The organism is Rhodococcus sp. EPR-157 (assembly GCF_001647195.1).
In the GTDB taxonomy this organism is placed as follows: domain Bacteria; phylum Actinomycetota; class Actinomycetes; order Mycobacteriales; family Mycobacteriaceae; genus Rhodococcoides.
This window is the reverse complement of record NZ_LVCV01000550.1, coordinates 1-19,415: the sequence shown is the minus strand read 5'-3', so window position 1 is coordinate 19,415 and position 19,415 is coordinate 1. Positions and strand designations below refer to the sequence as shown.

The window sequence follows — 19,415 nt, the reverse complement described above, 5'->3', positions numbered from 1 at the left end:
CGGTGGTCGTGGTCGCGGCGGCCGATGTGGATTCGCCCGATGCCGAACCCTCGGAGTCGCTGCTGCATGATGCAGCGAGACCGATCACCACAGCCAATGTTGCGGCGGCAGCTGCACAGCGTGCGCCTCTACTCGAACGGTTCATGTGTCCTCGATTCTCTCAAACACTCCCGGTAACCCGACCTCGATCGAAGGCAGAGCCTAGGGCGGCAGTGTTGGAAATCGATTGGAACGCAGTGATCGAAGCGAACCTTCCGGCACGGTGTGAGGGCGAGCGCTGAAGGGTCAGCCGGACTATTTACAAGCAGTCTGGACTGTTTGTTGATTTGGGGCTATGGTCGTCGGTGTGACCCAGAGCACCGAGGCCCCAGAACGGCGAACTCAAGCCGAACGCACCGCAGGAACCCAGGCGAAACTCCTGGACGCTGCCATCGAATGCCTCGTCGAGATCGGCTTCGCCAAGACCAGTACCCAGGAAATCGCCCGCCGGGCAGGTGTCTCGCGAGGCGCGCAGCTACACCACTTCCCGACGAAGGAATTGCTGGTGATCGCGGCCGTCGAGCATCTCGTAGACCGGCGCCTCGACGAGATTCTTGCAACCGACCCTGACCCGGAGCGCGGCGTGGAGGTGCTCAGCGAGGCGTTCTCGGGCCCGCTGTTCCATGCGGCCCTCGAGCTGTGGGTAGCGGCCAGAACCGATCCAGCGCTGCACGAGGCGATGCTTCCGCTCGAACGACGCGTCTCCGAGGCGATCATGGGAGGTGCCACCGCAATCATGGGTGGTCGAATGTCGAGCGAATCGATCGAGCTCAGCATCGAACTCGCGCGCGGACTCGCAGTGTCCGCATTGTTCAGGACAGCGGAGGCCGATGCGGCACTACGCAGTCGTTTGTTGCCAATCTGGGAAGCGAAGGTGTCGGAATGATGACACTCCCCGAGTCCGTTCGGGTTCTGGTAGTCGGTGCGGGATTCGCGGGTATCGCGGCGGCGTCGAAAGTCCTCGCCGAGGATCCCGGCGCCGATGTCGTGATCATCGAACGAGCCGGCGATGTCGGGGGAACGTGGCGAGACAACACGTACCCGGGCTGCGCGTGCGATGTGCCGACATCGCTGTACTCGTTCTCTTTCGCACCGAGCCCGGACTGGACGCACACGTTCGCCCGGCAGCCGGAGATCTACCGATACCTTCGAGGGGTGGTCGATTCCACCGGCCTTCGAAAGCGAATTGTCACCGAGTGCGAATTGCTCTCCGCCGCCTGGAATTCCGCAGAATCTCACTGGGTGGTTAGGACGTCGAAGGGATCCCTGACAGCGGACGTCCTGGTAGCCGCGACGGGTGCATTGTCGACACCCAAGCTTCCCGACGTGCCGGGAATCGACAGGTTCCGAGGCGCGATGTTCCACTCGGCAACGTGGAATCACGAGCACGATCTGACCGGTGAACGTGTCGCGGTCATCGGAACCGGCGCATCGGCGGTGCAGTTCGTCCCGGAAATTGCCGACCGAGCAGCTCGACTCACAGTATTCCAGCGGACGCCCGCCTGGGTGATCCCGAGACTGGATCGCACGCTCGGGCGTCTGGAGAAGGCGTTGTATCGACGGGTTCCGTTGTCGCAGAAAGTGGTCCGTGGTGTCATCTACGGTTACCGTGAGGCATACGTCACTGCACTCGCCCACCATCCGAAGGTGCTCCCTGCGATCACCACCATAGCGAAGGTCCATCTTCGCCGTCAGGTGAAGAACACGGCCAAGCGCGCTGCGTTGACTCCCGACTTCATGCTGGGCTGCAAGCGGATCCTGCTGTCCAACGACTGGCTGAAGACGTTGGATCGTCCGGACGTCGACCTCGTGGCAAGCAGATTGACCGGCATCACCGAAGACGCGGTCGTCGATGCAGACGGCCGCTCCTACCCGGTGGACACCATCATCTTTGCGACGGGCTTCACTCCGACCGAACCTCCCGTGTCCCACGCGCTGGTCGGCACGGACGGTCGAACCCTCGCCGAGTACTGGGGTGGAAGCCCCAATGCGTTCCGCGGGACCACTGTTCACGGATTTCCCAACTTGTTCCTGATGTACGGTCCGAACACCAACCTCGGCCACAGCTCCATCGTCTACATGCTCGAGTCTCAGGCGACCTACGTCGCGGAAGCCCTGCGGCAGATGGCCGAACGTCGATTGTCGGCGGTAGAGGTGACGGAACAGTCTCAACAGCAGTACAACTCATGGATCCACGACTCGCTTGCGGGCACCGTGTGGAATTCGGGTGGGTGCTCGAGTTGGTACCTCGACTCGGAGGGGCGTAATCCCGTGATGTGGCCGACCTACACGTTCACCTTCCGTAACTCGACTCGAACGTTCGATGTATCCCACTACCGGGGAATTCCAGCCAAGGAAGGGCAGCAGGTATGAGCGACTTCGATGTACTGGTGATCGGCTCCGGGTTCGGTGGAAGCGTCGCTGCTCTTCGCGCCACCGAAAAGGGCTACAGGGTAGGCGTTCTCGAATCCGGACGTCGGTTCGCCGACGACGAGCTTCCGAAGACGAGTTGGCGGCTGCGCAAGTACCTGTGGGCGCCGGCGATCGGTTGCTACGGCGTACAACGGATCCACCTGCTTCCCGATGTCCTCGTGATGGCGGGTGCTGGAGTGGGCGGTGGCTCGCTCAACTACGCGAACACGCTGTACCAACCACCCAAGCGCTTTTTCGAGGACCCGCAGTGGGGTGACATCACCGACTGGCACCGCGAGTTGAGCCCGTACTACGACCAGGCCAAACGCATGCTGGGTGTGGAAACGAATCCGACGATCACACCGTCGGACAAGGTGATGAAAGAAGTTGCCGAGGACATGGGCGTCGGCGACACCTTCACGAGTACACCGGTGGGCGTGTTCTTCGGAACGCCGGGCGCCCAGTCTGCCGACCCGTTCTTCGGCGGAGTCGGACCGACGCGAACCGGGTGCACCGAGTGCGGATCCTGCATGACTGGATGCCGCGTCGGCGCAAAGAACACCCTCGTCAAGAACTACTTGTACCTGGCGGAACAAGCAGGGGCCGAGGTGTTTCCGCTCACCACGGTCACCGCGGTGCGGCCGCGAGCCAGCGGTGGCTACGAGGTGGTGACACGCAGAACCGGGGGAAAGCTCCGACGCGCGGAGACCGTCATGACGGCAGATCAGGTGGTCTTCGCGGCCGGCACCTACGGCACCCAGAAGCTCATGCTCGCGATGAAGGAGACCGGCCAGCTGCCTGGTGTGTCGGACCGGATCGGCAGTATGGTGCGTACCAACTCCGAAGCCGTGCTCGCCGCCACTGCGCGCGGCAGGGAGATCAACTACACCGAAGGCGTGGCGATCACCTCCTCGTTCCATCCCGACGATCACACCCACATCGAGCCCGTCCGATACGGCAAGGGCAGCAACGCAATCGGTCTGCTGCAGACGGTCCTCAGCGACGGTGGTGGACGGACGCCTCGAGTCCTCAAGACGCTCGGCGTGGCGCTGCGTCATCCCGGGGCGGCTCTGCGCAGCCTGTCGGTGCGGCGCTGGTCCGAGCGCACGGTCATTGCACTCGTCATGCAGACCGACGACAACTCCCTCGAACTGGGCTCGAAGAAGGGGTACTTCGGTCGGCGCCTCACCAGTCGTCCCGGGCAGGGGAACCCACCACCCCAGTGGATTCCGCAGGGACACGAAGCCATTCGACTGCTCGCGGACAAGATCGGTGGCGACCCGGGAGGATCGATAGCCGAGATCGTCAACATCCCGATGACCGCTCACTTCCTCGGTGGATGTGCGATCGGGGCAGCACCCGACCACGGCGTCGTCGACGCGTATCACCGGGTCTTCGGGCATGAGGGCTTGCATGTGGTCGACGGATCGGCGGTGAGCGCCAACCTCGGAGTCAATCCGTCCCTGACCATCACTGCGCAGGCAGAACGAGCCATGGCGCTGTGGCCGAACAAGGGCGAGCAGGACAAGCGTGCGCCGCTCGGCTCCGGCTACCGTGAGATCGCGCCGACGCAGCCCAGGCGTCCTGTCGTCCCCGCCAGTGCGCCAGGTGCGTTGCGGCTTCCCCTTACGGTGAAAGGATCCTAGAACCATGTGGAGCGTGAGCGAGTCCGAAACCACCCGCACCGACTGGCCCCAGAGCCCGCCTCCGCCGTGGCCCGCGGACGTGAGAGCAACCATCTGGTGGCACCGCGCCACGCCGTCGGGACGTGCTCTGCTGCCGCAGAAGGTCGTGCCAGTGACGTTGGTGATGGTCGTCGACTATCTCAGCTCCCCGGTAGGGCCGTATCGCGAGATCCTGGCGAGTCCGGTCCTCCGACGCCCTGGCCACGGGCTGGGCGCGATGCCGAGGATGTCGGTTCCGTTCATTGCCGTCGACTCGGACGTGTCCGTGCACGGTGGCCGCACGCACTGGCATCTGCCGAAGGTGCTCGCGAATTTCGGAGGCGAAGTCCTCGCTCGATCCTCGGCGTCCGGTGACGGCTGGGCGGTACACGCAGACGCCAAGGGCGTTGGACCCGCATTTCCGATCAAGGGCGCCCTCGGGTTCGCGCAGCCAGTCGACGAAGAACTGGCTCTGGCCGGAGCGAAGCTGACAGGGAAGGCACGGCTGTGTCGGGTCGAGGTCGACGCGCACGGTCCGTCGCTGGGTTCGTGGCTCCGCTCGGGCACCCATTTCGGTCTTCAAATCGTCTCGGGGAAGATGGCGACAGGACCGTCGCGGCTGGTCAGCGACGTAGAAGTGTAGCTGCTCCGCCCTTTTCTTGACTTACTCCAGAAAAGGGGCATACTCGAGTCATGCCATTGGACAATGTGACGAAGGACCCGGTAGCGCAATTGCGTTCCGTGGGTCTGCGTGTCACAGGTCCGCGTGTGGCGGTTCTGAATGCGGTCGCAGCCCGGCCGCATTCGGATGCCGACGACGTGGCCGCGGTGGTACGAGCCGAGGCGGGTTCGGTGTCGATGCAGGCCGTATACGACGTGTTGCGCGCATGCGTCAATGCAGGTCTGCTGCGTCGCATCGAACCGGCCGGCTCACCGGCGCTGTACGAAACTCGCACGGGCGACAACCATCACCACCTGGTCTGTCGTGGATGCCGGAAAGTGGTCGACGTCGATTGTGTCGTCGGCGCAGCGCCGTGCCTCGAATCGTCCGAATCCGCCGGGTTCGTCGTCGAGGAAGCCGAAATCGTGTTCTGGGGATTGTGCTCCGACTGCGCGTCGGCCAGCGATTCAACTGTGCCGGTTCCGGCTATATCCACTACCTAGACAACCAGACCCATCTCTTTAGGAGGCTTTGTATATGACCGAGCCAGCCACCACCAGCAATTCAGGAATTCCAGTACCCAGTGACGACCAGTCGCTGACTGCGGGCACGCAGGGCCCGATTCTTCTGCACGACCACTACCTCATCGAGAAGATGGCGCAGTTCAACCGTGAGCGGGTACCGGAGCGCGTCGTACACGCCAAGGGTGCAGGTGCATTCGGTGAACTCGAAATCACCGGCGATATCAGCAAGTTCACCAAAGCGAAGGCGCTGCAGCCCGGTGCGAAGACCGAGATGCTGGCGCGCTTCTCCACTGTCGCAGGCGAGCAGGGAAGCCCCGACACCTGGCGCGACCCGCGCGGCTTCTCGCTGAAGTTCTACACCGAGGAAGGCAACTGGGATCTGGTCGGAAACAACACCCCGGTCTTTTTCGTCAAGGACCCGATCAAGTTCCAGGACTTCATCCGCAGCCAGAAGCGTATGCCCGACTCCGGTCTGCGCGATCACAACATGCAATGGGACTTCTGGACTCTGTCTCCGGAGACCGCGCACCAGGTCACTTGGCTGATGGGCGACCGCGGCATCCCGAAGTCGTACCGGCACATGGATGGATTCGGTTCGCACACGTTCCAGCTGATCAACGATGCGGGCGAGCGTAACTGGGTCAAATTCCACTTCAAGACCGATCAGGGCGTCGATTTCCTGACGCAGGAGAAGGCCGACGAGCTGGCCGGAACCTCACCCGATCACCACCGTCAGGATCTCTTCGGCTCGATCAAGGAAGGCAACTTCCCGAGCTGGACCTTGAAGGTGCAGATCATGCCCTACGACGACGCGGAGAACTACAAGTTCAACCCGTTCGACCTCACCAAGGTCTGGTCGCAGAAGGACTACCCGCTGATCGAGGTCGGCAAGATGACCTTGAACCGCAACCCGGAGAACTTCCACGCGCAGATCGAGCAGAGCTCGTTCGAGCCGTCGAACCTCGTTCCCGGAATCGGTGCCAGCCCGGACAAGATGCTGCTGGGCCGAATCTTCTCCTACGCCGACGCGCATCGCTACCGGATCGGCGCGAACTACGCCCAGCTTCCCGTCAATGCACCCAAATCACCGGTCAATTCGTACTCCAAAGACGGTGCGATGCGGTACTCGTTCAACTCGGCGGACACTCCCGTCTACGCGCCCAACTCGTACGGCGGCCCGCACGCGAACACCGAGAAGTACGGCGACGACGGTTCGTGGGATTTCGAGCCGCGGTTCGTGCGTACCGGCTACATCGAGCATCCGGAGGACGGCGATTTCGTGCAAGCCGGCACCCTCGTTCGCGAGGTCATGGACGATGCTCAGCGAGAACGGTTGGCAGGCAACATCATCGGACACGCCCTCAACGGCGTGACCGAGGATGTCCTGGCGCGGGTCTTCGAGTACTGGAAGAACGTCGACGCCGACCTCGGCAAGAAGGTCGAAGAAGGAGTGCGCGCAGGCCAGTCCGGCTCCGCGCCGACCACCAGTCAGTCGCCGACCACCCCCGGTGACGAAGCCGAGAAGGTCTGAGGAGGAATGACTATGAGTAACCCCATCTCGAGCACGCTCGACGCAGGCCAGCAGAAGATCGCCGGAGATGCGTTGCAGGGCACGGTAGTCGATTTGATCGACCTGTCCTTGATCGCGAAGCAGGCGCACTGGAACGTCATCGGACGGAACTTCCGCTCGGTGCACCTTGGCCTCGACGAACTGGTTGCGGCGGCCCGTGAGTTCACCGATCAGGCGGCCGAACGCGCCACGGCAATCGGTGTCAGCCCTGACGGTCGCTCTGCAACCGTCAGTGCCTCGGCAGGAACCAAGGGATTCGGCGAAGGTTGGACCAAGGACGAGCAGGTCACTGCTGCGATCGTCGACAATCTCGCTGCAGTGATCGATCGTCTCCGCGATCGCATCGCCGATACCGAGGCGGCCGATCCGGTCACCCAGGACCTGCTGATTTCCATCACGGCTCGCTTGGAGCAGCTGCACTGGATGTGGCAAGCCCAGGTCGACTGAGTTGTCGAGCGAAGGCCCCTTCCGGCAGGGAGGGGCCTTTCGTGTTTCGTGGCCCGACAGGCCGGGTAGCCGACGACAATGACACCGACCTCAGGCGCAGTTCTGTTCGATATCGACGGCACACTGGTCGATTCGAATTACGTGCACGTCGACACCTGGTCGCGCGCGTTCGCCGACGTGGGTGTGGAAGCGCCGTCGTGGAGGATTCACCGATGCATCGGTATGGACGGCGACAAGTTGCTCGAATCGCTCGTCGGCTCCGCCGTCAGTGCTGCCGCGCTCGAAGCGAAAGACCTGCACAGCCGCTACTACGGTGAAGCGAGCGGGCGTTTGCACATCCTTCCCGGCGCTCGGGAACTGCTGCAGCGCGTGAGTGATACGGGTTTGACTGCCGTGCTCGCTACTTCTGCGCCCGAGAGTGAACTTGCTTACCTGCGCGACTTGCTGGACGTCGAGGACATCGTGTCGGTCGTGACTTCGTCGGAGGACGCCGATGTCGCGAAGCCGAACCCGGAAATCGTCCAGGTCGCATTGGATCGAGCAGGTGTCGAGCCCGCCGACGCGGTCATGATCGGCGACAGTGTCTGGGACATGAAGGCGTCGCGCGCGGCGGGGGTCACTGGAATCGGCGTTCGCTGTGGGGGCGTGCCGGACGCCGAATTGCGTTCGGCAGGAGCCGAAGCCGTATTCGACGACCCAGCCGATCTCATCGAACGCTTCGGTGAGAGCCCCATTGCGAGGCTCGCCGACCTATGAGTCGCCTGGATGGCCACGATCAAGAACTCAGGAGCGAAAGCATGACGAATTTCGGCTACACACTCATGACCGAGCAGTCCGGTCCCAAAGAACTCGTGAAGTATGCGGCCGGCGCCGAGAACGTCGGTTTCGACTTCGAGGTGATGAGCGATCACTACTCGCCGTGGTTGTCTTCGATGGGCCACTCACCGTACGCCTGGACCACTTTGGGAGCTGTCGCGCAGGTCACCGAACACGTCGAACTGATGACCTTCGTGACGTGTCCGATCATGCGGTACCACCCAGCTGTCGTCGCGCAGAAAGCCGCGACGCTCCAGATCCTCGCCGACGGTCGGTTCACGCTCGGCCTCGGCAGCGGTGAGAACCTCAACGAGCATGTGGTCGGTGAGGGGTGGCCGTCGGTCGACAAGCGTCAGGACATGTTCGTCGAGGCCCTCGAGATCATCGAGCTATTGCACAAGGGCGGGCTGGTCACGTACGAAGGCAAGCACTTTCGTGTCGACTCGGCACGAATCTGGGATATGCCCGAGGCAGGCGTCCCCATCGGCATCGCGGCCGGAGGGGAGAAAGCGATCGCGCGTTTCGCGGACTACGGCCATCATCTGATCGCCACCGAGCCGAATCCCGACCTGGTGAAGGCATGGGCCGACAATCATCAGGGACCGGCGAGGGCAATCGGACAGATCCCGATTTCGTGGGACCCTGACAAGGACGCTGCCATCGAGCGCGCGCACGACCGGTTTCGCTGGTTCGCTGGTGGATGGGCGGTCAACGCGGACCTGCCGACGACTGCCGGGTTCGCCGGCGCCACGAAGTTCGTCAGGAAAGAGGATGTGGCAGAGACGATTCCGTGCGGCCCTGACCTCGATGCGATCGTCGAGGCCGTCAAGCCGTACTGGGAGGCCGGCTACACCGACATCGCGCTCGTACAGGTCGGCGACGAGACGCAGGAGCGATTCCTGGCGGAGGCAGCGGGACCGCTGCTCGAAAAGTTGCGAGCCGCATCAGCAGGCTGAAAGCACGCTCCACCTGTAATAGTGGACGCCGACGGTAGTAGCTTCGTCGGCGTCCAGGAGCGAGATGAACCGTGGGACACGAGACCGGACAGCGGGCAGTCCGAAGGCACTCGGGCTGTGGCGGCTGTGCTGGGTGGCGGCCATCTGCGGAGTGGTGATCGGGTTCGTCGGCGGAGCGTTCCGATGGTGCCTGCGACAAGCGGACGAACTGAGGCTCGAGCTTCTGCAGTGGGCTCACGCTGCGCCGGCGCCCGCCCTGCTGATTCCCATCGCGATCACTGCCGGTGGAGCAGGCCTTGCCGCGTTGATCGTGAAGTGGACGCCTCTGGCCGCCGGCAGCGGTATTCAACATGTCGAGGCCGTCGCCAGGGGAGAGGCCCAGTCTCCGCCGCTCCGGGTGATCCCGGCGAAGTTCTTCGGGGGGCTGCTCTCGATCGGTTCGGGACTGGTGCTGGGCCGTGAGGGACCCACTGTGCACATGGGAGCGGCAGTCGGGGCGGAGGCGGGTCGGAGAGCGCGGCTGAACAGCGAGGACTCTGTGTCGATGCAATCCTCGGTTGCGGGCGCCGGTCTCGCCGTAGCCTTCAACGCCCCCATCGGGGGAGCCGTGTTCGTCTTCGAGGAAGTAACGAAGTCGTTCCGCCTGCGGACCGTGCTGCCCACTCTGATCGCGGTGGCCTTCGGGACAGGCTGTTCGCGAATCATCAACGGGGACAGACCCGACTTCTTCGTCGGCGGCATCGACACACCGTCGATCGCGCTACTGCCGTACTTCGTCGTCTTCGGATTGTCGGCAGGAATCCTCGGGGTTCTCTACAACAAGATGATTCTCGGATCGCTCGACGTCGCCGAGAGCTTCGACGACGTGCCGCCGACGGTCCGCGCCGTACTGATCGGCGCAGTCGTCGGCGCGCTGATGACGATGGACCAGGCCTACGCCGGTGGGGGCGACGCACTGGTGCAGTCGCTGATCGGGGGCGGAAATCCGGCGGTCGCGATACTCGTCGGGTTCCTGGCCATCCGCTTGATCACCGGGCCGCTGTCCTACGCCTCGGCGACGCCAGGCGGACTGTTCGCGCCGCTGCTCGCACTCGGCGCTCTCTGGGGAGCTCTGATCGCAGGGATCGCCGACGCCGTCGCGCCGGAGCTGTACACCCCGTCGCTTCCGGCGATGATCGTCGTCGGAATGGCCGCGCTGTTCGGTGCCGTGGTGCGAGCACCGATCACCGGCATCGTCATAGTCATCGAGATGACCGCGGTGACGTCGGTGACCGTCCCGATGATCGCTGCGACCGCTGCTGCCGTCCTCGTCGCGCAGGTTGCCGGATCACCGCCGATCTACGACAGTCTGCGCCACCGAATGCTGGGCGACGCTTGAACCCTGTGTGTCGCTTGCTCACCAACCGGCGACGCGCCCTCGAAGCTCTCGGTCATGGCGCTATTGTCTTGCGAAACTGAAAAAGAGACCCGCCTGAGTGATCAGGCGGGTCTCATTTTCGATGCTGTCGGGGTGGCGGGATTCGAACCCACGACCTCTTCGTCCCGAACGAAGCGCGCTACCAAGCTGCGCCACACCCCGTGTACCGCGAGCAGAAGTCTAGCTTACGACTGCCTCGGAACGCGAAACGCCCTCGTCCGACCCCTCTTTTGGGCCAGTGCGTGGTGCCGGTGTGAGCGTCAGGAGAGTTGCTTCCGGTCGGCAGCAGAATCGCGCGGGAGCGTATGGCGAGGTACCGATGCCCGCGGACACGTGTAGCTGCGTGTGCGTACCCCACTTCGACGGACCCTTGACCCGGGAGCGATCGATGTCGCAATTGGTCACCAGGGCACCGTAGAACGGCAGGCACAATTGGCCGCCGTGGGTGTGCCCGGCGAGAACAAGGTCGTATCCGTCGTCGGCGAACTTGTCGAGCACCCGCGGCTCCGGCGAGTGCGTGATGCCCAGCCGTAGATCGGCGAGTGGATTGGGCTGGCCGGCGATGGTGTCGTAGCGGTCGCGTTTCAAGTGCGGATCGTCGACGCCGGCCGACGCGATGCGGACACCGGCGATCTCCAGTTCGCGGCGCACGTGCGTCACATCGTGCCAACCGCGCTCGGTGAACGCCGCACGTAGATCCCGCCAGGGGAGGGATTCGCCGAGGACGCGGGTGTGGTTCTTGTTGAAGTACTTCAGCGGATTCTTCGGTTTCGGGGCGAAGTAGTCGTTGCTGCCGAAGACGAACAGTCCGGGCCGCGACAGGAGTGGACCGAGTGACTGGACGACGGCGGGGACCGATTTCGGATGTGACAGGTTGTCGCCCGTATTGACCACGAGGTCTGGTTCCAGGCGATCGAGCTCGCGAAGCCAATTCTGCTTGAGGCGCTGACCGGGCATCATGTGCAGGTCGCTGATGTGCAGGACGCGGAGCGATGCCGAGCCCGGCTCCAGAACCGCCATGGACGTCTCACGCAGTGTGAACGCGTTGCGTTCGATCAGAGTGGCGTATCCGAGTCCGAGTGCCGCCGCTCCTGCGGTGGCGAGGGCGGCGGTCTGTACGGGAGCGTTCGCGGCAGTGCTTCGGGCGCGCGACGCTGCCGCGAGAAGACCCGCCGACAGAAGCGGTGATGCATTCTTTTTCACGGACACACCGACCACGATACGGCAGGACGGCTAATCGACGTGCGCGCTCGAGTCGAGCGCGCGTAGCGTTCCGGTACATGTCCGAACTCAAGTCTCAGCTTCGATCCGACCTCACCACGTCCATGAAGGCGAGGGACAAGCTGCGCACAGCCACGATACGCATGCTTCTCGCTGCGATTCAGACCGAAGAAGTTTCCGGTAAGGAAGCTCACGATCTGACCGACGAGCAGGTGCTGAAGGTACTCGCGAAGGAGTCGAAGAAGCGCGGAGAATCGGCGGAGGTCTACACCGAGAACGGTCGCGGCGAGCTGGCTGCGAACGAACGCGCCGAAGCTCAGATCATCGACGAGTACCTTCCGACCCCGCTGACCGATGCCGAGTTGGCCGATGTTGCGGATACAGCTATCGCACAGGTCGCCGAGGAAATCGGACAGCGCCCGGGCATGAAGCAGATGGGCCAGGTCATGAAGGCTGCGTCGGCTCTCGCCGCAGGAAAGGCGGACGGTACTCGGGTCTCGAAGGCTGTGAAGGATCGTCTGTAGCCCTGAGCGCTCCGCGCCAGTCGGCCCGGAAGCGCTACGCGCCAGTGGCACGGTTGAGTGCATCCCAGTGCACTTAACCGTGCCACTGGCGGCGGAGCCGCCAACAGCTAGCGAGGCACCGTCAGACCCGGGATCGCCGGGATCTGGATGTTCGGAGGCAAGGCCGGTATCTCGATGTTCGGCAATGCCGGGGCGGCCGGGGCCGCAGGAGCTTGCCGGACCGAACCGTCGCTGACATAGATCGTGATGGTCGATCCCGGTATTGCGGAGCCCGACGGGGAAACGCCCGTCACAGTTCCGCGTGCCGCCGAGTTGGCAGTGGTCGCCACGGTCACCTGGAAGCCTGCCCCCTGCAGCGTCGAGGTGGCGCTGCTCTGGCTCTGCCCGGTCACGTCTGGCACCTGACCGTTGGCCGAACCGCGGACGTACTTCTGGTCCACCGGCGGCAATTCGACGGGACCGAAGTTGTTGGCTACCGGGTCGATCGCGTCGTACCAGGTGCGGGCCGGCTCGTTACCGCCGAAGAGATTTCCGGAGCCACACGGCCGGAGCGGGAACGAGCAGATTTCACCGGGGGTGGGGGAGTCGCCGTAGGTGTACACCGCAGCCGCGTAGCGGTTGGTGAAGCCGAGGAATCCGGACGACATGTGCGATTCGGTGGTTCCGGTCTTGCCGGACATCGGGAGCGTCCAACCGACCGAACCTGCAGCCGCCGCGGAGGTGCCGCCGGCTTGATCGTCCTTGCTCATCGCGTTGGCGAGAGTGTTGGCCAGACCTGGTTCCACGACCTGCTCGCATGCCTGCTGGGTGACTGGAACCTGCTTGCCTTCGCGGTCGAAGACGGAGTCGATCGGTGTCGGCGGGCACCACTTGCCACCGGACGCGAGCGTCGCCGCGACGTTGGACAACTCCAAGGGGTTCACCCAGGTCGGACCGAGTGTGTACGAACCGAGGTTCTGCGATTTCTGGAAGTCCGCCATGCTCTGCTCGTCGAAACCGGATGTGCCGGGTTCCGCATAGGAGCGCAGCCCGAGGCGAACCGACATGTCGACGGTCGGCGTCACACCGACCGACTCGATCAGCTTCACGAACGCCGTGTTGGGCGACTGGGCGAGCGCGTCGGTCATGGACAGTGACGCCGGGTAGTTGCCTGCGTTCTCGACGCAGTAGGTGTTGGCCGGGCAACCACGTGCACCGCCGTCGCCGAGTCCCTTGACCTCTGCTCGCCGCGGAACCTGAAGCGTCGCACTCGTGCCGAGACCGCGTTCCATCGCCGCGGCGGTGGTGAACACCTTGAAGATCGACCCGGCACCGTGTCCGACGAGCGAGTAGGGCTGCGGCTGGACCGTCTGGTCGGCGTCGGCGTCGAGCCCGTACGTTCGGCTGCTCCCCATCGCGAGGATGCGGTGCGAGTCCTGACCGGGCGCGATGACGTTCATGACGGTGGCAACGCCGTCGAGACCCGGGCTCGAGTTCGACACGAGCGAAGCCTTGGTGGAGTTCTGGACCGCAGGGTCGAGCGTGGTGCGAATCAGGTAGCCGCCCTTGTCGATCTGCTCGCGGCTGATACCGGCATCGGCCAGGTACTGCAGTGCGTAGTCACAGAAGAACCCGCGGTCACCCGCAGCAATGCAACCGCGGGGGAGGGTCTGCGGCACCGGAAGAACCCCGAGCGGTTCGGTCTTGGCCTGACGGAATTCGTCGGCGCGTTCGGGGATGTTCTGGATCATCGTGTCCAGCACGATGTTGCGGCGTTCGGTAACGCCCTCTTCGTTGGTGTACGGGTTCAGGGCGGAGCTGGACTGCACCATGCCCGCGAGCATTGCGGACTGCTTGGCGTCGAGCTGACTCGCGTCGATTCCGAAGTAGGTCTGCGCGGCGTCCTGGATGCCGAACGAGGAATTGCCGAATGGAACCAGGTTGAGGTACCTGGTGAGGATTTCGTCCTTGGTCAGTTCCTTGTCGAGCGTCAGCGCCATCCGGATCTCGCGGATCTTACGGGCGGGCGTCGTCTCGATGGCTGCGCGTCGTTCGGCGTCGGTCTTGGCGACCACGAGCAGCTGGTAGTTCTTCACGTACTGCTGATCGAGCGTGGATGCACCTTGCTCGACCTGGCCGCTGGTGGTGTTCGTCAGGAAGGCGCGCAGGGTGCCCTGCCAGTCGACGCCCTGGTGCTCGGCGAAGCGCTTGTCCTCGATGGAGACGATAGCGAGCTTCATCTCGTTGGAGATCTGGTCGCTCGGTACCTCGAAGCGGCGCTGCTCGTACAGCCACGCGATGGGGTTGCCCGCGGAGTCGACCATCGTGGAGACAGCGGGAACTGCGCCTTCGACGAGTTCGGCCGAGACATTGTCGACGGTGTCGGCGGCGCGGTTCGAGGCGTAGCCGAACCCACCTGCCAACGGGAACATCACTCCGGCCAACAGCGCACCTGCAAGTGCGGAACATCCGGCGAGCTTCGCCACGGTTTTTCCAACGGACACGAAGCACAGCGTACGTGGACGACGGCGGCAGTCCCAGCGGTCACGAGCGGATGTGTCGACTTCGAGCCTGCCCGAGCCCGTCGGCGATCTGCGGAACCGCAGGTCGGGACGTCCGTACCAGAAAGTTGGCTCGCTCGTCTTGCGTTCGCCGCCGGATTTACCTAAATTATGAGCACGGTGTGATTCACATAACACTTGTATATGAATGTGGGGCAGCTCCTAGATCCGTGTGCTTCGAGCAGTGGAGTAAAGGTCGAAGAGCTTCTGGAACGTTCAGCAAGGACGTTCGTACTGCGAAGGGGTATCCGGAATGCATATGACAGCAGCGCCGACGCGGCTAGATGTGGAAGAAGCAGAAGCTCGTATCGCCTGGGTTGCGCAGGCGAGGTGCAAGGGGGCGGATCCAGACCAACTCTTCGTGCGAGGTGCGGCGCAGCGTAAGGCTGCGACCATCTGTCGGCACTGCCCGGTACTCATGCAGTGCGGAGCGGACGCGCTCGACAACCGCGTCGAGTTCGGGGTCTGGGGAGGAATGACCGAGCGTCAGCGGCGTGCGCTGCTCAAGCAGCACCCGGAGGTGGACTCCTGGTCCGAGTTCTTCGAATCGCAGCGCCAGCAGCAGGCCGCGATCTGAGCCGACGCTGACCTGCCGACGGGGCTTCGGGCTCTAGGCCGACTGGGCTTTGGGCCCCTAGGCCGACTGGGCTTTGGGCCCCTAGGCCGACCGGGTGAGCTGATCCGCGACGGCCCGTAGCGCGTGCAGATCCGACACCTCGAACGGCAGCGACGGGACACCCACGATCGGGACCCGGGGGTGCGCCGAGGTGAAGCGTCGGAGCAACCGGAGTTCGCGGGCGGCTGTCACTGCGCGAGCGGCATGAATTCGGAGTACTGCAGCGGTGAGTACCGCTGCGTCGTCCTCCGACTCGGCGAGTTGATCGGCTGCAGTGGCCGCATGGTCGGCAGGCAACGAGGACAGCGTCGGGTGGGTTCGGTTGAGAACCAGACCTGCCAATGGCATCCCTTCGCCGCTCAGCCGGTCCACGAAGAACGCTGCCTCGCGCAGAGCATCCGGTTCCGCAGCGGCAACGACGATGAAGCTGGTGCCGCTCTCCCGGAGAAGTTGGTACGTACGTGTTGCACGTTCTCTGAATCCGCCGAACATCGAATCGAGAGACTGCACGAAAGCCGAAGCATCGCTCAGCATCTGGCTGCCGATCACCGTCGAGACGCCGCGTAGCGCCAGTCCCATCGCGCTCGTCACCATTCGGGTGAGTCCGCGACCGGGGGCCATCAGCAGCCGAATGAAGCGCCCGTCGAGGAACGACCCCAGCCGCTGCGGGGCGTCGAGAAAATCGAGTGCATTGCGCGACGGCGGGGTGTCGACGACGATCAGATCCCACGTCGAGTCCGCCGCCAACTGGCCGAGCTTCTCCATCGCCATGTACTCCTGCGTGCCGGAGAACGACGACGCAACGGTCTGGTAGAAGGGGTTGGCCAGGACCTGCTCGGCCTTTTCGGGCGTCGAATGCTCGATGACCATCTCGTCGAACGTCCGGCGCATGTTCAGCATCATCGCGTGCAGTTCACCGGTCGCCCCCGCCGGCAGCTTCACCGGTTGCGGCGAATTGTCGAGCTCGTCGACGCCGAGGGCCTGCGCGAGTCGTCGAGCCGGATCGATGGTCAGAACGACGACCTTTCGGCCCTGTTCGGCAGCGCGCAGTGCCATGGACGCGGCAGTCGTCGTCTTTCCGACGCCGCCGGCTCCGCACACGACGACGATGCGCGACGACGCGTCGAGCAAGATCTTCTCGATGTCGAGGATCGGGGCTGCCTTCGGCGTCATTTCACACCCTGTTCTCTGAGTTCTGCAGCAAGTTCATAGAGGCCACCGAGGTCGACGCCGTCGGCAAGCATCGGTAAGTGCATTCGCGCGGTATCGAGTTCGTCCAGCTGAGTGCCGCTCTCTACCTGCGCGGCCAGCGTCGACGCATGTTCGATCGTCTCGGTGAGAAGTCCCGCGAAGTCGCTGTCCGACAACGTGATTCCAGCCTTTTCGAGGCCGGACTTCAACGCGTTCGCGTCGATGGTTCCCTCCGCCGCATGCTGCAGCGACTCGGGCGTGAGGTAGGTCGGTTCGGTTCGGTTGACGATGACGGTGCCGAGATTCAGATCGGCTGCCTCCAGTTCGCGGACTGCGTCTGTGGTTTCCTGCACCGGAAGTGCTTCGAGCAGCGTCACCAGATGTACGACGGTGTCCGCCGAGTGCAGGAGTCGCACGACCCCTTCGCTCTGGGAGCGCACCGGACCGCCCTTGGCGAGGTCGGCCATCGCCTTGGTGACGTCGAGGAAGTTGCCGATCCGGCCGGTCGGCGGTGAGTCGACGACGACCTCGTCGTACACTCGTTTCCCGTTCTTGTCGGTGCGCACGACGCATTCCTTGACCTTGCCGGTCAACAGCACGTCACGCAGGCCGGGGGCGATGGTCGTCGCGAACTCGATGGCGCCGATCTTGCGCATCGCGCGGCCGGCGAAACCGAGGTTGTAGAACATGTCGAGGTATTCGAGGAACGCCGTTTCGATGTCGATCGCGAGCGCGTACACCTCGCCACCGCCGTCTGCGCTTGCGACGCGTGTCTCGACCGGTGGCAACGGAGGGACGTCGAACAGCTGCGCGATGCCCTGTCTGCCCTCGACTTCGACCAGCAGTACGCGTCGGCCGTCCGAAGCGAGAGCAAGTGCCAGTGCAGCAGCGACCGTCGACTTGCCGGTCCCGCCCTTGCCGGAGACGAAGTGCAGTCGTGCCCTGTCCGCCTTGCTCGGCCAGCCTTCAAAACTCGATGTGCCCACAACACGACCATATAGACGAATCGTGCACGACTGGCGAGGAACCATCGATCGCACACGCTCGCGCCGCCTCCGACTAGGCTCACGCGCATGAGCGAAAAGATCACCTGGGAATACTTCACCGCGCCTGTCCTGATCCACGCGACCAAGCAGATCCTCGACAACTACGGCGCCGAGGGCTGGGAACTCGTCACGATCATGTCCGGCCCCAACGGCGGCGACACGCTCGTGGCCTACTTCAAGCGTCCGAAGGGCTGAAAGTGGCTGCATGGAGTGAGCGCCTCGCCGAGCTCGGGATCGAGCTGCCTGCCGTCGTTCCACCGCTTGCGGCATATGTGCCCGCAGTGCAGACGGGAAACCTGGTCTACACCGCCGGTCAGTTGCCGCTCGTGTCCGGCGAGCTGACGTCGACCGGCAAAGTCGGCGCCGAGGTGCCGCCGGAGCAGGCGACCGACGCCGCGCGCGTCTGTGCGTTGAATGCTCTCGCTGCCATCGATTCACTCGTCGGAGTCGACGCGATCAAGCGCGTGGTCAAGGTAGTCGGGTTCGTGGCGTCGGCACCCGGATTCACCGGTCAGCCCGGTGTGATCAACGGGGCGTCGAACGTTCTGGGCGAGATTTTCGGTGACGCGGGCGTGCACGCACGTTCGGCTGTCGGGGTGTCCGAGCTGCCGCTCGGCGCGCCCGTCGAGGTCGAGCTGATAGTCGAGGTCTAGCGCAGGAGAAGGCGGCTCCGCCGCCAGTGGCGCGGTTGAGTGCACAGCAACATACTCAACCGCGCCACTGGGCGCGGCGCGCCCCAAGCAGCAGAGCGCTACCGAGCCGCCTGAGCACCAGCGAGCACCTTCTGCAGGTGAAGGCCTCGATTCGCCGAGCACGAGTGCTCGGTGCCGGTCGCTACGGATTCGAGAAACTCGTCGAGCAGGACTGAAAAGCAGTCGGTCGCACTGGTGGATCGGTCCGCCAGAGTCGCTACCCCGTCGCTCCCGCTGAGTTCGACCCGAAACACCGATGGCCGGACCGGTGTCGCCAGCGAGAGCTGCGAGGTACTCAGCGTGCCGCTCTCGTGCTCGAGCACCACCGTCCAGGTGTCCGACGCGTCCTCGCGCCGACACAGGACGACGTCGACGATCTGCCCGAGCGTGACGTCGAGCAGATCGAAGACATGTGGACCCACATCGAACAGGGCACCCTCCCGGTGACGCCAGGCCGAGTTCGAGTACTCCCCACCGAGTACGGCACCGGACAACCACGTTCCCGCCCCCGCACTCCAGTGTTTCCCGGCGGCGTCAGCCAGGAACGCCCGCGTTTCCGGCGCGAACCGGCGAGTCAACGCGACGATCGATCCGACCCCGGCATGACCGATCGCCTCGGCCAGCTCGGTGGCGTCGCCGAGCGTCCCGGCGATCGGCTTGTCGAGGAGCACATGCCTTCCCGCGCGTGCCGCAGCAACCGCCATTCCCGATTGCACTTCGGGCGGTACTGCGAACGCCACCGCGTCCACAGTTGCCAGGAGTTCGTCGTAACTTTCGACGACCGCAGCACCCATGTCGGCCGCCGCGTCGGGACGCCGAGCCCAGACTCCCGCGAATTCGACGCCCGGATGAGCTGCCAACGACGGTGCGTGTGTGGCACGTGCCCACGGACCCGCGCCTACCAGACCGATTCTCATGCTCCTAAGGTACGACTATGACTCTCGCGCATCCGGCTTACGGGCAGCTTCGACAGGTCACGCCGACGGCGGCGGTTCTGCTCGCGAACAACCCGGGCAAGATGACGCTCGACGGCACGAACACGTGGATTCTGCGGGCACCGGGCAGCGACGATGTGGTGG

19 protein-coding genes, 1 tRNA gene and 1 pseudogene are annotated in these 19,415 nt (G+C 64.1%); 15 read left to right on the top strand and 6 right to left on the bottom strand.

Annotated elements, in window-relative coordinates; all coding sequences use genetic code 11:
* The first annotated feature begins 334 nt into the window (after window positions 1-334).
* From A2J03_RS24365 to A2J03_RS24320, 10 genes are all read left to right on the top strand, one after another.
* Complete coding sequence (locus A2J03_RS24365) at window positions 335-925, top strand: TetR/AcrR family transcriptional regulator (protein ID WP_442971405.1); 591 nt, start codon at window positions 335-337, stop codon at window positions 923-925.
* Window positions 925-2,412 carry a flavin-containing monooxygenase gene (locus A2J03_RS24360; RefSeq protein WP_068379177.1) on the top strand — a complete coding sequence of 496 codons (1,488 nt, stop codon included), beginning with the start codon at window positions 925-927 and terminating at the stop codon, window positions 2,410-2,412. The genes A2J03_RS24365 and A2J03_RS24360 overlap by 1 nt, the downstream gene beginning before the upstream one ends.
* Window positions 2,409-4,097, top strand: coding sequence for a GMC oxidoreductase (locus A2J03_RS24355; RefSeq protein WP_068379167.1), 1,689 nt, complete (start codon window positions 2,409-2,411; stop codon window positions 4,095-4,097). The genes A2J03_RS24360 and A2J03_RS24355 overlap by 4 nt, the downstream gene beginning before the upstream one ends.
* Before the next feature lie 4 nt (window positions 4,098-4,101).
* Entirely contained in the window at window positions 4,102-4,758 is a 657-nt protein-coding gene (locus tag A2J03_RS24350; protein ID WP_068379164.1) for a hypothetical protein, read from the top strand.
* Between the two features lie 50 nt (window positions 4,759-4,808).
* Window positions 4,809-5,279, top strand: a complete 471-nt coding sequence (locus A2J03_RS24345; RefSeq protein ID WP_068379161.1) for a Fur family transcriptional regulator — start codon at window positions 4,809-4,811, stop codon at window positions 5,277-5,279.
* Between the two features lie 34 nt (window positions 5,280-5,313).
* Complete coding sequence (locus tag A2J03_RS24340) at window positions 5,314-6,831, top strand: catalase (RefSeq protein ID WP_068379158.1); 1,518 nt, start codon at window positions 5,314-5,316, stop codon at window positions 6,829-6,831.
* A gap of 12 nt (window positions 6,832-6,843) precedes the next feature.
* Complete coding sequence (locus A2J03_RS24335) at window positions 6,844-7,317, top strand: Dps family protein (protein ID WP_068379155.1); 474 nt, start codon at window positions 6,844-6,846, stop codon at window positions 7,315-7,317.
* A 78-nt stretch (window positions 7,318-7,395) separates the two neighbouring features.
* Window positions 7,396-8,073, top strand: a complete 678-nt coding sequence (locus A2J03_RS24330; RefSeq protein WP_068379152.1) for an HAD family hydrolase — start codon at window positions 7,396-7,398, stop codon at window positions 8,071-8,073.
* Window positions 8,074-8,114: 41 nt separating this feature from the next.
* On the top strand, window positions 8,115-9,089 hold the full coding sequence (locus A2J03_RS24325; RefSeq protein ID WP_068379175.1) for an LLM class F420-dependent oxidoreductase: 975 nt from the start codon (window positions 8,115-8,117) through the stop codon (window positions 9,087-9,089).
* A 64-nt stretch (window positions 9,090-9,153) separates the two neighbouring features.
* Window positions 9,154-10,467, top strand: coding sequence for a ClC family H(+)/Cl(-) exchange transporter (locus tag A2J03_RS24320; protein ID WP_068379149.1), 1,314 nt, complete (start codon window positions 9,154-9,156; stop codon window positions 10,465-10,467).
* Between the two features lie 127 nt (window positions 10,468-10,594).
* On the opposite strand, the gene A2J03_RS24315 is transcribed toward A2J03_RS24320, so the two are convergent.
* Window positions 10,595-10,668 (bottom strand) — tRNA-Pro (locus A2J03_RS24315).
* Between the two features lie 18 nt (window positions 10,669-10,686).
* Entirely contained in the window at window positions 10,687-11,685 is a 999-nt protein-coding gene (locus A2J03_RS24310) for a metallophosphoesterase (protein WP_068379172.1), read from the bottom strand.
* Between the two features lie 101 nt (window positions 11,686-11,786).
* Between A2J03_RS24310 and A2J03_RS24305 the strand changes: the two genes are divergently transcribed.
* Window positions 11,787-12,251 carry a GatB/YqeY domain-containing protein gene (locus A2J03_RS24305; protein WP_068379146.1) on the top strand — a complete coding sequence of 155 codons (465 nt, stop codon included), beginning with the start codon at window positions 11,787-11,789 and terminating at the stop codon, window positions 12,249-12,251.
* A gap of 107 nt (window positions 12,252-12,358) precedes the next feature.
* Here the strand turns inward: A2J03_RS24305 and A2J03_RS24300 are convergent, their stop codons facing one another.
* Window positions 12,359-14,716 carry a penicillin-binding protein gene (locus tag A2J03_RS24300; protein WP_068379142.1) on the bottom strand — a complete coding sequence of 786 codons (2,358 nt, stop codon included), beginning with the start codon at window positions 14,714-14,716 and terminating at the stop codon, window positions 12,359-12,361.
* A 328-nt stretch (window positions 14,717-15,044) separates the two neighbouring features.
* Here A2J03_RS24300 and A2J03_RS24295 point away from each other — a divergent pair, with 328 nt between their 5' ends.
* Complete coding sequence (locus A2J03_RS24295) at window positions 15,045-15,368, top strand: WhiB family transcriptional regulator (RefSeq protein WP_068379139.1); 324 nt, start codon at window positions 15,045-15,047, stop codon at window positions 15,366-15,368.
* 81 nt (window positions 15,369-15,449) lie between these two features.
* Here A2J03_RS24295 and A2J03_RS24290 read toward each other — a convergent pair whose 3' ends face one another.
* Both A2J03_RS24290 and A2J03_RS24285 read right to left on the bottom strand, forming a co-directional pair.
* Complete coding sequence (locus A2J03_RS24290) at window positions 15,450-16,580, bottom strand: ArsA family ATPase (RefSeq protein ID WP_068379136.1); 1,131 nt, start codon at window positions 16,578-16,580, stop codon at window positions 15,450-15,452.
* Window positions 16,577-17,584 (bottom strand): ArsA family ATPase, encoded by a 1,008-nt coding sequence (locus tag A2J03_RS24285; protein ID WP_068379133.1) that lies wholly within the window; start codon window positions 17,582-17,584, stop codon window positions 16,577-16,579. Before A2J03_RS24285 ends, A2J03_RS24290 begins: the two co-directional genes overlap by 4 nt.
* Window positions 17,585-17,671: 87 nt before the next feature.
* Between A2J03_RS24285 and A2J03_RS30720 the strand changes: the two genes are divergently transcribed.
* Both A2J03_RS30720 and A2J03_RS24280 read left to right on the top strand, forming a co-directional pair.
* Window positions 17,672-17,839 (top strand): DUF4177 domain-containing protein, encoded by a 168-nt coding sequence (locus tag A2J03_RS30720; RefSeq protein ID WP_089244091.1) that lies wholly within the window; start codon window positions 17,672-17,674, stop codon window positions 17,837-17,839.
* A 2-nt stretch (window positions 17,840-17,841) separates the two neighbouring features.
* Window positions 17,842-18,297, top strand: a complete 456-nt coding sequence (locus A2J03_RS24280) for a RidA family protein (protein ID WP_068379130.1) — start codon at window positions 17,842-17,844, stop codon at window positions 18,295-18,297.
* Between the two features lie 98 nt (window positions 18,298-18,395).
* On the opposite strand, the gene A2J03_RS24275 is transcribed toward A2J03_RS24280, so the two are convergent.
* Entirely contained in the window at window positions 18,396-19,253 is an 858-nt protein-coding gene (locus A2J03_RS24275; protein ID WP_068379127.1) for a Gfo/Idh/MocA family protein, read from the bottom strand.
* Window positions 19,254-19,270: 17 nt separating this feature from the next.
* Between A2J03_RS24275 and A2J03_RS24270 the strand changes: the two are divergent.
* Window positions 19,271-19,415: pseudogene (locus tag A2J03_RS24270) on the top strand (MBL fold metallo-hydrolase); the annotation flags it as partial.

Bases quoted from the DNA above. Each gene is read 5' to 3' on its own strand.
- A2J03_RS24365 (WP_442971405.1), top strand. From the start codon at position 335: ATGGTCGTCGGTGTGACCCAGAGCACCGAGGCCCCAGAACGGCGAACT.
- A2J03_RS24360 (WP_068379177.1), top strand. From the start codon at position 925: ATGACACTCCCCGAGTCCGTTCGGGTTCTGGTAGTCGGTGCGGGATTC.
- A2J03_RS24355 (WP_068379167.1), top strand. From the start codon at position 2,409: ATGAGCGACTTCGATGTACTGGTGATCGGCTCCGGGTTCGGTGGAAGC.
- A2J03_RS24350 (WP_068379164.1), top strand. From the start codon at position 4,102: ATGTGGAGCGTGAGCGAGTCCGAAACCACCCGCACCGACTGGCCCCAG.
- A2J03_RS24345 (WP_068379161.1), top strand. From the start codon at position 4,809: ATGCCATTGGACAATGTGACGAAGGACCCGGTAGCGCAATTGCGTTCC.
- A2J03_RS24340 (WP_068379158.1), top strand. From the start codon at position 5,314: ATGACCGAGCCAGCCACCACCAGCAATTCAGGAATTCCAGTACCCAGT.
- A2J03_RS24335 (WP_068379155.1), top strand. From the start codon at position 6,844: ATGAGTAACCCCATCTCGAGCACGCTCGACGCAGGCCAGCAGAAGATC.
- A2J03_RS24330 (WP_068379152.1), top strand. From the start codon at position 7,396: ATGACACCGACCTCAGGCGCAGTTCTGTTCGATATCGACGGCACACTG.
- A2J03_RS24325 (WP_068379175.1), top strand. From the start codon at position 8,115: ATGACGAATTTCGGCTACACACTCATGACCGAGCAGTCCGGTCCCAAA.
- A2J03_RS24320 (WP_068379149.1), top strand. From the start codon at position 9,154: ATGAACCGTGGGACACGAGACCGGACAGCGGGCAGTCCGAAGGCACTC.
- A2J03_RS24305 (WP_068379146.1), top strand. From the start codon at position 11,787: ATGTCCGAACTCAAGTCTCAGCTTCGATCCGACCTCACCACGTCCATG.
- A2J03_RS24295 (WP_068379139.1), top strand. From the start codon at position 15,045: ATGCATATGACAGCAGCGCCGACGCGGCTAGATGTGGAAGAAGCAGAA.
- A2J03_RS24290 (WP_068379136.1), bottom strand. From the start codon at position 16,580: ATGACGCCGAAGGCAGCCCCGATCCTCGACATCGAGAAGATCTTGCTC.
- A2J03_RS30720 (WP_089244091.1), top strand. From the start codon at position 17,672: ATGAGCGAAAAGATCACCTGGGAATACTTCACCGCGCCTGTCCTGATC.
- A2J03_RS24275 (WP_068379127.1), bottom strand. From the start codon at position 19,253: ATGAGAATCGGTCTGGTAGGCGCGGGTCCGTGGGCACGTGCCACACAC.